Here is a 14,021-nt window from a genome sequence, read left to right as displayed (position 1 = left end):
CAAACTATTTTTTTGCCTTCTAAACGGCTGAAAAAAATCTTTTGAACGTCGAAATAATAATCAAAAAAGAGTCAACCTATTTCAGTATAATACAAAAATTAAATTACATACTATCAATTACTTTTTTTGCCTTGACAAATATTTTATTTAGTCAAGTTAGCGGAACGATATTAATGGATTCTATATCCTTACCTGGAGCTGAAATTAAGTTTAAGGAATCTGACCAAGTGGTAATGGCTGACTTTGACGGAAATTTTGTTTTACCTATAGAATCTAAAATTGAAAATTTAAATTTGGTTATCTCTTTCTCGGGCCTATCTATTGAAATTAAAAATATTGAATTAATTGAGAGTGAACTGAATATTGGAGATTTCGAAATTCCATATTTTGAAGATATTTCTATAACAGAATTTGAGTTACTTACGGAACTGGAAAAAGAAAATTGCCTACCAATATATCATTGGACACAACTGTTAGGTTATTTTAATACTCAAAAAATTGATACTGATTATTTGACTCTGAATTGCGAGAAAAAAATAAGGGAATTTGAATATAATCCACAAACCAAAACTGTATTAGTCGATTGGAATCTAATAAAACTTTGCGAATAAAAACGGTGTACAACAACGGCTATAATTAATGTGGGTGGTTTGGTTTTTACGCCAAGGTCTGCGTATATTTATAAGGTCGCAAAATCTTATGGATTTTGCATTTGAAAACAAAAAAGAAAAACACAAAACAATAAAATTTGGCTTTGTGAGTGGCGGAAAGTAAAAGCTAGTTTACGCCCACACTAATCATAGCCAAACCGTTGTACACAATTTGAGAAATGAACAAGTTTGATAAAATAGGAATTGGATTAATCGTAATAGGATTTTTAATTCCATTTTTCATTTTTATGGGAGGAATAATTGGTGTTCCCATTTTCATAATCGGAGCAATTACTCTTTCATTCGGAACACTCAAACTGAAACAAAAGCTAATCTGGATTTTGATACCTCTAATTTTGTATTATCCAATTTATAAAGCTTACTATGAAATCACATTCTATTTTGCGAATATTCAAAAAGTTGACTTAATTCTTCCTGTTGACTTTAAAGGAACAGCAATAATTATTGACAACACTGATTTCGGACAAATATTTGAAAAAAAACAAAGGCGTGAACAAATAGTTTTTGACAAAAATGGAATTGCTTTTTACCCAACTGAACTGGAATTACAAAGCTCTCGATTTAGAGTTTTTACCAAGCAAAAAAACGGAGAATTAAAGAGAATCTTATTAAATTCTGATAGTTCAAACAAAACAACTCTACTCGCTTATGGAGAAAGTAGTTTTGAAAAAACTATCGAATCTGAAAACAAATATATTCCGTACGATTTTGTTAAAATTGGAGAGAGTTTTACAGAACAAAGCAATTCGGAAAAAAGGTGTGAATTAATTGATTTAATAAAAAAAGGAGAAATAAAAACTGTGTACAACAAAATGTATAATTAATTGCTTACGGATTTGTTCCTTCGGACAAATCTCGCAGATAATTAATTTCATCTATTTTAATTACTTTTACGTTAAAATTACGCAACTAACCATACACAAATACGTTGTGCATAAGCTGTGAAATGAAACTATCAAGAGACAAAATAGAAAGATTAACATTTGTAAAATATTTACATTATCAAGCTGGTCAGCAAAAGAATTTAGAAAGACCTCTATCCTCTTCTGCTATATTGACAATTCACGATTGTGTTGAATGTTTTCTTCAATTATGTTTTGAAGTGAAAACTGGAAAATCTAAAACATCTTCGCAAAACATTCTTGACACTTATTCAGAGGAACTAAACAAAGTATTTAACGAAGAAAAACAACAGCAAATTAACAAATCTTACATCAAACGGATAAATGATTTAAGAAACCAATTAAAACACGCAACAATTTTTACTGACACAAAGCAAATTCCAAATTTATATACTGAGACTGAGCTGTTTCTTACTGATTTTACAAATCAGATTTTTAATATAGAATTTGATAAATTAAGTTTAATACAACTAATAAGCGAAGGAGATGTAAAAACATATTTATTGGATTCTGAAAATCACATTTCTAAAAACGAACTTCAAAAAGCTATGTGGTCTATTGGAAAAGCTTTTTATGAATTAGAAAACAATCTTAATCGAGTTGAAGGCAAATATGGAGAAAATATTCTTTCAAATCATCACGATGTAGACTACTTAATAAAATATACAGCACAATTTGGTGGTAGCGAACCTGATTCTGTATTAAGAGAAAACTTAAAGGAAATAGCAGAAGACGTAAACCGATTACAATCTGAAATTTATGATTTGAAAACAATTTTAAGTCTGTCTGTTGACTTAAAAGAATACACACATTTTAAACAGCATATACCTTATGTTTCAAAAATTATAAAAGGAGATACTGGAAAAGTTGAGTTTTGGATTCCTGACGAAGAAAGAGAAAACACGGTTGAATATGATATTAAAATTGTAAAAGAATGTATGGATTTCACAATTGAATTAGCATTAAAAATAGAATAAAGCCTATGCACAACACCGTATATAATTTATTGCTAGTTCTAGCCTATTTACGAAAATCCTCGCGGATTTTCTATTCGGTTTTTATTTGCTAAATTAGGTGCTTAAACACGCAACAAACCATATACAACAACGTTGTAGGCAATTATCGCAGAAAAATACGTTAAACATATAAACCTTAATCAAAAAAATTAAACAGCTAATGAAAAACCTTTTTTTGACATTATTAATTGGAGCATTTTGTCTGACTTCGTGCAAAGAGAAGTCTGAAATTGAAAAATCTCAAACCGATACAAATCCAAAAGCACTAAAACTAGACACATTATATTCTGAACTTCACAATAAAGGTGCCTTTAATGGAAGTGTATTAGTAGCTGAAAATGGACGAATAATTTTTGAGAAAAGCTATGGGTTAGCTGATGAAGAAACTAACCGAAAGTTAAACGATAGTACCGTTTTTGAATTGGCTTCGGTTTCAAAACAGTTTACCGCTATGGGAATTGTTCAACTCGAAAAAGAAGGCAAACTATATTATGATGATGACATTACCAAGTTCGTTCCGGAATTAATCGACTACAAAGGAATTACCATTAAAAATTTATTAAATCATACAGGAGGACTTCCCGACTATATGGAACTTGCCGATACCAATTGGGAAAAATCTAAAATAGCAACAAACGATGATATTCTTAAGATGTTCGGGCAAGTCAAACCAAAAATACTCTTTGAACCTAATGAAAAATGGGATTATAGCAACACAGGTTACTTAATTTTAGGCACGATAATCGAAAGAGCCAGCGGAAAAGAATTCGGAGAGTATCTAAACGATAAAATATTTGGACCTTTAGATATGCAGAATACATTTGTGTACAGAAGAAGATTTGAGCCTAAAGAGATTGAAAACTATGCTAATGGATATATTTATTCAGACAGTTTGCAAAAAAAGATTTTGCCAGATGAGATTGGAAAGGATTTTTATGTTGTTTATCTCGATGGTATTGTTGGAGATGGAATGGTAAACTCAAATCCAACCGATTTACTAAAATGGGACAGAGCACTTTATGGTAACAAATTAGTAAACAACAAAGACCTTAATGTAATATTTTCTTCATCAATAACCAAAGACAGCCTACCTACCGACTATGGTTTTGGGTGGATGATTGATAGTACGAAAATACACGGAAAAGTCGCATCTCATTCTGGAGGTTGGGCAGGCTACATTTCTTATATCGAAAGAAATCTCGATAATGACAAAACCATAATCGTTTTACAGAACAATTCATTATCAGACACAGAAATCCCGATTAAAAATACACGCAGAATACTTTACAATCAAGAAGTTGAAAAACCAATTAAATTAGATTATAAAACTTTAAAACTTTATTCAGGTAAGTATTTGAGAGACAATAATAAAGAAAGAGAAATAGCACTTGAAAATGATAAGCTTTATGTCGTAATGAGCGAAGACTATAAAATGGAGCTTGTGTCAGTTTCAGAAACAAAGTTTATAGTTGACGGTTGGTCGCCCGAAGTATCATATACCTTTATCTTGGACGATGAAGGAAACGTAGAAAAGTATAGAGTAATTCAGGAAAGCCAAGGAGTTGACAAAACAGCAAGTCGGATAAAATAACTGCCTACAACAATGTATAAAAATAATAGCGGTTTAATCGCTAAAACGAAAGTAAGTGAATATAAAAAAGGTCTGTGTTTAACCGAAAATTAGTATGTAAAAATCCGCTACTATTCTTATACTAGACCGTTGCCCACAATTATGAAAAAGAGCAGTTTAATAATTTTTACCGTAGTTTTTTACCTCATTAGTTGTGGAACAAAACCACTATCGGAAAAGTTTGTAGAAATTGAAAAAACTGACTTAATGTATGGCGGAATGATAAAATCCGCAAATCCATTCCAAATTGAAGGCGACAATGGGAAAAAATATATTCGAGAAAAAGGTGGTGTTGGCGGAATAAACCTAAAAACGCCTGAATTAGAAAAACTATATGGTGCGGAACAAATGGTAACCGACAGCACAAAAGCCAAACTGATAATCGATTTTCCTTTAGATAGAATAATAGGTTACGAAATTGAAAATGAAAATGGATTTAAAAGGAAAGACTTGGTGTTGGAATTGAGCAAAGCCTATTCTGCGATTTACGCTGATAAAGAAAAATACGGAATCTGTTGTGACGAACTTGCAGATTTGGAATTAAAAATGGTAGTGGTTTATGAAGTTAATGGAGGAATTTATTTAGAATCGAAAGTGGAGTCGAAAAAATAACTGTGGGCAACAACGTGTATAATTAATTGCTTTGGCAAGTGCTTATTTGGAAAATTCCTTCGGAATTTTCTCGCGCTCGTTTTTGTTTACTAAATTAGTTGCTTAAACACGCAACTAACCATACACAAAACCGTTAGCTACAATACAGAACCACTATACTAAATGAAAAAAGGAAATTTAAAAAATTGGAAAACTGATGGTTCAGAAGAGCTAGAATTATTCTTTGCCCAAAGATTAAATGAATTATTATTTGATTACACTCTTGATTCTTATAAATATTACGCCTTAAATATTAATCTGCTTTTAATTGAAGCTCTAAGACGAATAAATAAAATAAAAAATGAATTAACGGAGGATTTAAATCTAAAAGATATAGTTGATGAGATTAACCTCAAAGCAAAAAATGATATTGTTACCAAAAGTATTTTAGGTCCTAAATATCAAATTTACTTCCCTTTAAAAATTGAAAATAACAAATCCAAATTTAGAATCGATTTAGAAATTTTATCTAATAAAATTTCTTTGAATCAAATTATACCAGAATTATTTAAACTTATTGAAAAAGAGTTCGACTCAGGTTCTAAAATCAATTTAAACATTTTAGCAAGTCAATTAGTAACAGCTTTAATAAATGTAGGTTTTCATCAAAGTTATATCTATCATCAAGTAAATTACTATTTTTTTGGAGGACGTTTGAAGAAAAACAGAGGTTTATCTCACTTTTTTCAATATTTTGAACCTAAAAGAAAAGAGTTCATAGTTTATATTAAGGTTTCAAACAGCTTTAATGAAATAAAAGAATTATGTTCAAAATATAAACTAGAGATAATAAGTGAATTAGAGTTAGAAAATTGCAATCAAAAAGCAAATGAATTTATCAATTCTAAAAATGACAATGAAGTATTTGCAAAATGTATAGAGATTAAAGCATTTGACTCTCAATCTGCAAGATTAATGGCGATAAATCTTTTAAATAGACTAGCAGGCTTCTTTTCATATTTTCATCATAAGAATCCACCAACAATTGATAGGACAGCAATTATTTATCTAGATGATAAGCATTTCTTAATAGAACCTACAACTTCCCCAATGGCCAAAGGAGAAGATATGTCACATAAAGTAGCTGCTGAAATGTTAGAGACGTTCTTGAGAAAGTTTACACCTACAAATTCCACGAAATTAAAATTTGATCGTGCAGTAAACCTTCATAGTCTTGCAATTCAATCTGATTCAAATGAAAATAGATTATTAAATTTATGGATTACTTATGAAACACTTTTTGGAACTGGAAAAACCACAACTGTAATACACATTATAAATTCATTAGGACATATTTCTTCTTTAAAATATTTTGAAAAAATATTTAATGAATTATCTAAATCAATTTATACTTGGAATAAAGACGAATTTGAGGAAATAAAAAAACTTACAGGAGAGAACTCAGACACTAATGCTATCTGCTCATTTTGTACGTCAAGTGATTATGAAAATGAAAGAAAATCTCTTTACAGTAAATTAAATGAATTCCCTTTATTAAGATTTAGAATCGATAATTTGAATAAAAATCTTAGTTCATCTAAAAAAATTATTTCTTTTTTAGAGAAACATAACCAAAGAATAAAGTGGCATATAAAAAGGCTATATAGAACTAGAAATAATATTGTACACGATGGCAAAAACACAAGAAATTTAGATATTCTTGTCGAAAATGCTCATTCCTATTTTGACACTTTTATGGATGAATTTATACTAGATAATATTATTTCAAATTCTCTAGACAGCATTCCACAAGCTGTAACTCATTACCAAACTTTGAATGAAAACTGGCTTAAAAACCTAAAAGAGGATGAATCAATTAAAATAAATAAGGATAATTTTGCAAAATATTTATTATTTAAAGAGTACTGTAGCTAACACCGTATATAATTTATTGCTGGCTTATTGCCTACTTTCGAAAGTCCTCGCGGACTTTCTTTGTCCATAATTATTTACTAAATTAGTTGCTTGAAACACGCAACAAACCATATACAACAACGTTGTACAATATTTACCAAATGCCAATAATAATTCCTAACAAACATACAAGTCCCGTTTTCTACCCCAAAGAAAATTATCAGATTGTGAAGTATATGGACTTAACAAAGTTTGTGTCATTGCTTCAAAGGAAATCTCTTTTCTTCTGTCGATTAGACAAACTAGAAGACCATTTTGAAGGAACTACAGCTAAATCGAATTGGCAAAGGAGATATGATTTTTTCGCAACATCACATTTACGCAGTACCAAATTCAAAAAATTAAATAATGAAGAAATTCTCAAAGAAGTAAACGAATACTTTGAAGCTGAAAAGAGAATGAAATCATTAAAAACAATTTGTTGCTGGAATATAAGCGACTCTGAATCGGCAGCTTTATGGAAAATATATTCAGATTTCAACCAAGGAATAATGATTACCTCTAAAGTCACTTCACTTATTGAAGCCTTTAAAAGCACCGAAGAGAAAATAGATTTAAGCGAAGTCGAATATATAAATCATAGTCTAGATGAAATGCCTGATGGGAACAAAATGTATCCTGTAATACATAAACACAAAGCTTATTCATATGAAGAAGAATTAAGATTAATACATACAGTTAATTACAGCGGTGGATTAGTATACGATTGGACAAAAGAAGAAATAGAACAGGGAAAATATCTGAATGTGGAATTGGACAAATTAATTGACAATATAATTCTAAGCCCTCATTCCCCAGATTGGTATATCAAATTAGTTGAAAATCTTTGTGAAACATACGGATTGAATACTACAGTAATGAAATCGGAATTAGCAAAGGAATAAAACATTGTACAACAAAACCTATAAAAAATAAGGGTTTCGGGCTTAATCGAAAGGTTTGTGTATATTTATGATGTCCGCAAAATCTTTGGGATTTTGCTTTAAACAAAAAAGATAAAACAAAACAAAAAGACTTTGCTATGTGCGTGGCGGAAAGTAAACGCTAGTTTACTCCCTTACTTTTCATAGCTCAGGCGTTAGGCATAATAAAAACTGAATGAAAAAACACATAACCATACTTCTCATTTTATCAATAAGCTTCGTTTCCTTTGGACAAACTTCAATAAAACCGAAAAATAAACTTGAGATTAGTGAAGTTAATAAGTCTTTGGATATAAAGATTCTTATAGAACTTGAGAAAATTAAAACCGAGAAAATACATTTAGAAGAAGAAGTTTCAAAACTTGAAAGGTTAATTGAAAAAGAAATAAGTTCAACTAACGAGAAATTAAAAGAGCAAAAAGAAGATACAAAAGACTTAATCAATATTTACGTTTTTTTTATTGGTATAGTATTAGCCTTAATTGGAGCAGCAATTAATTTTTTTGGAAAAATAGCCATCAAAAAAAGAGTCGAACAAATAATTCAAAATACTGCTGAAGAATATGCAGAAAGCAAGACAAATGAAGTGATTTCTCAGAAAGTGACTGACGATTACATTTCAAAAATCATAAAGAAAAAGGGAGACGCAGAAATTGAAAGGCTTTTAAACGAGTTAAAAACGAAAGGAAATGACACCATCGAGAGTATTAAGAAAAAAGGAAACGACATCATCAATTCTGTTTGGGCTGCACCACCAAAGCACATTGAAACTTCAATAGAATTAGATGCAACTGATGAAGAAATTAAACAAAAACAGGAAAATATAAGAGCAGATGAATTCTTTAACCTAGCTTTTAATACCAAAGACCATAAGATTAGAATTTCTCTGTATGAAAATGTTTTAGAACTAGAACCAGAAAACTACAACGCTTTAAATAACATTGGTGTAGCTTACAACGATTTATATAAATTCAAAAAAGCAATAGAATATTTAAGTAAAGCAATAAAATTAGAACCTAATAATTCTTTAGCCTTTGCTAACAGAGCAAACTCATATAATCAACTAGATGAGTTTGATTTATCAATTAGTGATGCAAATAAATCAATAGAATTAAACCCAAAGAATGAATGGCCATATGCCATTAAAGGTAATGTTTTAACAAAACAACAAAAATTTATAGAAGCAGAAGAAATTCTAAATAAGTCAATTGAACTAAACCCAAAATCAGCTGTAGCCTATTTTAATAGAGGTTATTTTAATGAAGAAACCAAAAGATACGATGAATCTATTTCTGATTATCTTAAAGCAGAAGAACTTGGACATTTAAACTTAGCATTACTTTATAATAATTTAGCTGTTGGTTACAGAAGGATAAAAGAATTTGATAAAGCAATATCATATATTCAAAAAGCTCGAGAAGTTAATCCTGATTGGCCTAATTTAGATGGTACAATGGCTTTAATTTACTCTGACAAAGGAGATAAGGAGAATTTTTACAAATTTTTAAAACAAGCATTAGACAAAGGTTGTCCAGTTTGGAACTATCTGAGTGATTATGCTTTTGACCCATATAGAAATGAAAAAAGACTAGAAAAGTTAATAGAACCGTATAAAAAAAATTACTATGCCTAACACCGTATAAAATTAATTGCTAGTTATAGCCTATTTTCGAAAGTCCTTACAGATTTTCTATCTGTGGTTTATTAGCTAACTTTAGTGCTTAAACCACGCAACTAATCTTATACAACAACGTTAGGCACAATTAAAAAAAGTCAATGAAAATCTACATAATCATTTTTTTATCAATCTTCTCGCTTACTTGCAAGGCTCAAAATGAAACAGAATATCTAACAAAAAGTGAAATTGAAAATGATTTAAAATTTTTAGACGATTTCATACAAAACCAATCTTCATATCAAGGATTAAACGGATTTGATTATCGTGAAGATTTTCACAAATATTTGGAACAAATAGATGGTAATAAAATATCAAAATCTGATTTCGGAATATTCCTAACTAAAACTATCGGTAAGATTGGCGACAGACATTCTTATATCAGAGGTTACGATTTGCCAAATAATTTATTTCTTCCATTTGTGGTTGCACCACTCAATGACAAAGTTGTTGCATTAAACTACAATAAGTCGCAAAAAGAATATCATTTGCTGTATCAAAAATTTCCATTTTTAAAAGCAATAAATACTATTCAAATAGATGACTTTCTAAAAAAGGTTGTTCCCAAAGACATAAAAGCACCGGAAATTGCATTGCGGACAAGAAGTGTAAAACAATTAAAATATATGGCTGACAACTACGCCATAATGAGAAAAACAATTCCAGAAAACTTTGAGTTTACGTTTACAAATGGAAAGACTGATACTATTGTTAAAATTCCACTTGAAAATAAGAGAAGTACATATATTACTTGGGATGAAAAATTTAAGCGTGTAAATAACCCAAAAAGAAAAGACCTTAATAAACCTGAATTAATTAAAAATCTATTCCATATTGACGAAGATAATATTGCATATTTGAGAATTCCAAATATGGTTGACCAAGAAGAAGCGTCGGTTTTTTTTCAGACTATAAATGAATTTATGGTTAAGGCTAAATCAAGTGTGTCCTTAATAATTGATGTAAGAGGGAATGGTGGTGGAACGCGACATTTAATAAACGAATTCGCAGGCTATTTTATTAATCCCAATACTTCTTATATTGTAAATGCAACAAGACAAAGAGGAAAACTACCTTTAAACGAAGACCTAAAAGATGATTTACACAATCGGTTCTTGTTTTCAAGAAATGAACTAGATGCTCAAGAGCAAGATTTAGTTGATAAATTTATGTCCACTTTTGTTCCGATGTATAATTTAGATGATAATAAATATAGTGAGTTTCATTACTTCGTGTTAAATGGCAAAAAACTTACTAAAGACAAATACCATTACGATAAGTCAATTTATATAATGACAAATGAAAAGAGTTTTAGTGCAGCTTCTGTATTTGCTTCAGTTTTTAAAGAAATACCGAACATAAAATTAGTTGGAGTAAATACGGATGGTTCAAGCGGAAATAGTGAAAGATTTGAATTGCCTAACTCTGAATTGCGTGGAAAAATAAGTACTATGGTTTCTTTTCAAAAAAACGGACAAATTTTAGATGGAATTGGAACAAAGCCAGACATTACTATTGAAAGGAATTTAGACCAAATATTGTGGAAAGAAGATTATCAATTGAACAAGCTAAAGGAACTAATCAAGAAAGAATAAACTGTGCCTAACATTGTATATAAAAAATAGCGCAAGTAGTTGCTAATATCAAGTTTTGAGCATTTTTAGAAAGCCGCCAAATTTTTAAATTTGACGATTTACAATGAAAAAGATAAATAGTAAAATTTAAAAATTCGGCTTGTGTTTAATCCGAAAAGTAACAGCTTATTTTCAGCACTACTTTTCATATACGGAGCCGTTAGGGGCAATTTGAAAAAACAATCGAAATGGAATTAAAACATTTGTATTTATTAATATTCACAACAATTCTATTTCAATTGTGTAGTGCTCAAAAGAAAGAAATTGACGGACGGCTATACGGAGTTTGGAATTCAATCGGCTACGGACAACAATTAGTGATTTCAAAAAAGGTTATTTTAATACGCGACACTTACGAAAGTGGATGTAACCTAAACACAAAACTTCCAACAAAATATTTAGAAGAGTTCTACACCATAAATAAATTGACTAAAGACAGTCTTCAGATAAAAGTAGGTTTTACAAATTACAATTTCGTTCGTTCCAAAGAATCTGAAATTTGTAAAAAAACTAAAAACAATCCTCTATCGAATTTTGATGCCTTATGGGAAACTTTCAATGAAAACTATGCCTTCTTTAATTTACGAGAAATTGACTGGAACAAACTGAAAAATAAATATCGGAATCGATTATCAAAAAAATCATCAGATTTAGAACTCTATACAGTTCTTAATGCAATGATTTCTGAATTAAAAGATGGACATGTATCTATTGATATACCTGATTCGCTGGAAGACAGGATTGAAGAAAATGATGAGGACACGGATAATTTACGTGTAAAAGTGATTTACTCTATAACTCAAAAATATATTCCCAATTATAAGACATACAACAAGGGAATGATAAATTGGGGATTTATTAATGACAGCACGAGCTATATCCAGTTTAATGATTTTGAGGATTTAGCAAATTATAATATTTCTGAAAAACTAACGACCGAAGAATTTGACGAACAATATTGGGAAAACGCAGACGAAAGTTTGAACTACGAAAAAGATGTTCTAACCAGCTTTAAAAAGCAAATGGCTATAATCTATGAAGATGTCAAAAACACTAAATCTTGTATTATCGATGTTCGATTTAATGGAGGAGGATTTGACCAAATTGGATTAGAAATTTTAAGTTATTTTACAAACCAAAAAAGAATTGCCTTTTCAAAAAAAGCGAGGTTAAAAAACGGATTTACAAAAACCCAAAACATCTATATTGAACCAAACGAACTGAACTACAAAGGAAAACTTTACCTATTAACAAGCCCTCAAACCGCAAGCGCAAGTGAAACTTTTGTTTTAGCATCTCAAAATATAGAAAACATAATAAGGATTGGTTCAAATACCGAAGGAATATTATCAGACGTACTTTCTAAAAGATTACCAAACGGATGGGAATACGGACTCTCAAACGAGATATATGAAAATGCAAATGGAAAAAATTATGAAATGACTGGAATACCTACAGACTATGAAATCAATTACAGTAGAAATGCAAAGGATTTTTATATGGATTTACTAATAGAATTGAAAACTAATGATAAAGCTATTGAAAAAGTAATTGAATTGTATGAATAAAAACTGCCCCTAACAGTGTATAAAAAACATAGGGCGTTTTTGCTTAATCGAAAGGTTTGTGAATATTAACAAAGTCCGCTAAATATAAAATTTGGCGTTTATAGTAAAAAAGATAAAAGCAAAATATTTATATTTAGCTAAGTAATAAACCGAAACTATAGTGCTTATCAACTGCCCTACGTTTCTTATACGAGACGTTGGCATTCATTATGAAAAAACGAAATATTCATAAAACAATGAAAAATATAACATTAATAATTTTAACTTTTATAGTTAATCTTTCATTTGGGCAAACTGAAAATGTAATCAATGATTTGACTATTAAAAATGATATAATTTCCCAAAGACAATCTGAAATAATATTTGAAAAAGCAAGAATTTTTCCAAATCATACACAAATTTCAATTGCAATAATTAAAAATGGTAAGATAAATTATTATGGTATTATTAAAGAAAGTGATACAATTTCAACGATTGAGAACCAAAAAAGCGTTTTTGAAATAGGTTCTATATCTAAAGTTTTCACATCAACTCTACTCGCAGATTTTGTTATTGAAGGAAAAGTTAAGCTAAATGAAAATATCGGTAATTATTTAAAAACATCTATAAAAAATAATATAGAAATCTCATTTGTTGATTTGGCTAATCATACATCTGGGCTTCCTCGATTACCAATTAATCTTGACTTGACAAAAGTTGACCTTAAAAATCCATACAAAGAATATAAGGAAAAAGAATTGAAAGAATATTTATCGAAACATCTCGAATTATCAAATAAAGGTAAAAATCAATATTCCAATTTAGGAGCAGGATTACTCGCTTATATATTAAGCAAAATTAGTGATGATAAATATGAAAATCTTTTGCAGAATAATATATTTTCCAAATATGATATGCAAAATTCAACAACAGATATTACTAAAATAAAAGGGAAATTAGTAACAGGTTTAAATAATGAAGGAAAAGAAGTTCCGAATTGGGATTTTGCAGTTTTAGCAGGTGCAGGTGGAATATTGTCAACAATAGAAGACCTATCGTATTTTGCCATTTCTCAATTTGACTATTCAAACAATGAACTTAAACTTACGAGAGAAAAAACTTTTGAAATAAATGAAAATATGGATATTGGTTTAGGGTGGCACATAATAAAATCCCAATCTGAAAATCATTGGTACTGGCATAATGGCGGAACTGGAGGATATTCATCATCAATGGTAATTGACGAAAAATCAAAAAATGGAATAATTATCCTATCGAATGTTTCTGCATTCAATCCGAATATGGGAAATATTGACAAACTATGTTTTGAGTTAATGAAAACATTGGAAAAAGAATAACGAAATGCCAACAAAGAACTGAGTTAAAAAACAAGCATTATTGAGCTAATTTTGAAACAAAATTTTCATCATAAGGCAATCCACTTTTTGCTATTGCAAA

Annotated in this window: 11 protein-coding genes; all 11 read left to right on the top strand. The window is 29.6% G+C overall.

From position 1 onward, the window contains the following. Positions 1–173 precede the first annotated feature (173 nt). The 11 genes from K8Z87_RS13185 (at position 174) to K8Z87_RS13135 (ending at position 13,921) form a co-directional block, all read left to right on the top strand. The gene (locus tag K8Z87_RS13185; protein ID WP_227478048.1) at positions 174–611 is read left to right on the top strand and encodes a hypothetical protein; all 438 of its coding nucleotides are present in this window, start codon (positions 174–176) and stop codon (positions 609–611) included. A gap of 218 nt (positions 612–829) precedes the next feature. Continuing rightward, positions 830–1,495 carry a hypothetical protein gene (locus tag K8Z87_RS13180; protein WP_227478047.1) on the top strand — a complete coding sequence of 222 codons (666 nt, stop codon included), beginning with the start codon at positions 830–832 and terminating at the stop codon, positions 1,493–1,495. A gap of 122 nt (positions 1,496–1,617) precedes the next feature. Beyond that, entirely contained in the window at positions 1,618–2,550 is a 933-nt protein-coding gene (locus K8Z87_RS13175; protein ID WP_227478046.1) for a hypothetical protein, read from the top strand. 199 nt (positions 2,551–2,749) lie between these two features. Then, the gene (locus K8Z87_RS13170; protein ID WP_227478045.1) at positions 2,750–4,180 is read left to right on the top strand and encodes a serine hydrolase domain-containing protein; all 1,431 of its coding nucleotides are present in this window, start codon (positions 2,750–2,752) and stop codon (positions 4,178–4,180) included. Positions 4,181–4,321: 141 nt separating this feature from the next. Continuing rightward, positions 4,322–4,831, top strand: a complete 510-nt coding sequence (locus tag K8Z87_RS13165) for a hypothetical protein (protein WP_227478044.1) — start codon at positions 4,322–4,324, stop codon at positions 4,829–4,831. 162 nt (positions 4,832–4,993) lie between these two features. Continuing rightward, the gene (locus tag K8Z87_RS13160) at positions 4,994–6,745 is read left to right on the top strand and encodes a hypothetical protein (RefSeq protein ID WP_227478043.1); all 1,752 of its coding nucleotides are present in this window, start codon (positions 4,994–4,996) and stop codon (positions 6,743–6,745) included. A gap of 140 nt (positions 6,746–6,885) precedes the next feature. Beyond that, positions 6,886–7,668 carry a hypothetical protein gene (locus K8Z87_RS13155; RefSeq protein WP_227478042.1) on the top strand — a complete coding sequence of 261 codons (783 nt, stop codon included), beginning with the start codon at positions 6,886–6,888 and terminating at the stop codon, positions 7,666–7,668. A 214-nt stretch (positions 7,669–7,882) separates the two neighbouring features. Continuing rightward, positions 7,883–9,340, top strand: a complete 1,458-nt coding sequence (locus tag K8Z87_RS13150; RefSeq protein ID WP_227478041.1) for a tetratricopeptide repeat protein — start codon at positions 7,883–7,885, stop codon at positions 9,338–9,340. Positions 9,341–9,483: 143 nt separating this feature from the next. Further along, positions 9,484–10,977, top strand: a complete 1,494-nt coding sequence (locus tag K8Z87_RS13145) for a S41 family peptidase (RefSeq protein ID WP_227478040.1) — start codon at positions 9,484–9,486, stop codon at positions 10,975–10,977. A gap of 227 nt (positions 10,978–11,204) precedes the next feature. Beyond that, on the top strand, positions 11,205–12,584 hold the full coding sequence (locus K8Z87_RS13140) for a S41 family peptidase (protein ID WP_227478039.1): 1,380 nt from the start codon (positions 11,205–11,207) through the stop codon (positions 12,582–12,584). A gap of 236 nt (positions 12,585–12,820) precedes the next feature. Next, complete coding sequence (locus K8Z87_RS13135; RefSeq protein WP_227478038.1) at positions 12,821–13,921, top strand: serine hydrolase domain-containing protein; 1,101 nt, start codon at positions 12,821–12,823, stop codon at positions 13,919–13,921. Positions 13,922–14,021 lie beyond the last annotated feature (100 nt).

The sequence above is a fragment of the Winogradskyella immobilis genome (genome assembly GCF_021887715.1).
In the GTDB taxonomy this organism is placed as follows: domain Bacteria; phylum Bacteroidota; class Bacteroidia; order Flavobacteriales; family Flavobacteriaceae; genus Winogradskyella; species Winogradskyella immobilis.
Note: the sequence above shows the minus strand (reverse complement) of the source record. Positions and strands in the feature narration are given on the sequence as shown.

Coding starts and splice junctions, on each gene's coding strand:
- K8Z87_RS13185 (WP_227478048.1), top strand. CDS start 174: ATGGATTCTATATCCTTACCTGGAGCTGAAATTAAGTTTAAGGAATCT.
- K8Z87_RS13180 (WP_227478047.1), top strand. CDS start 830: ATGAACAAGTTTGATAAAATAGGAATTGGATTAATCGTAATAGGATTT.
- K8Z87_RS13175 (WP_227478046.1), top strand. CDS start 1,618: ATGAAACTATCAAGAGACAAAATAGAAAGATTAACATTTGTAAAATAT.
- K8Z87_RS13170 (WP_227478045.1), top strand. CDS start 2,750: ATGAAAAACCTTTTTTTGACATTATTAATTGGAGCATTTTGTCTGACT.
- K8Z87_RS13165 (WP_227478044.1), top strand. CDS start 4,322: ATGAAAAAGAGCAGTTTAATAATTTTTACCGTAGTTTTTTACCTCATT.
- K8Z87_RS13160 (WP_227478043.1), top strand. CDS start 4,994: ATGAAAAAAGGAAATTTAAAAAATTGGAAAACTGATGGTTCAGAAGAG.
- K8Z87_RS13155 (WP_227478042.1), top strand. CDS start 6,886: ATGCCAATAATAATTCCTAACAAACATACAAGTCCCGTTTTCTACCCC.
- K8Z87_RS13150 (WP_227478041.1), top strand. CDS start 7,883: ATGAAAAAACACATAACCATACTTCTCATTTTATCAATAAGCTTCGTT.
- K8Z87_RS13145 (WP_227478040.1), top strand. CDS start 9,484: ATGAAAATCTACATAATCATTTTTTTATCAATCTTCTCGCTTACTTGC.
- K8Z87_RS13140 (WP_227478039.1), top strand. CDS start 11,205: ATGGAATTAAAACATTTGTATTTATTAATATTCACAACAATTCTATTT.
- K8Z87_RS13135 (WP_227478038.1), top strand. CDS start 12,821: ATGAAAAATATAACATTAATAATTTTAACTTTTATAGTTAATCTTTCA.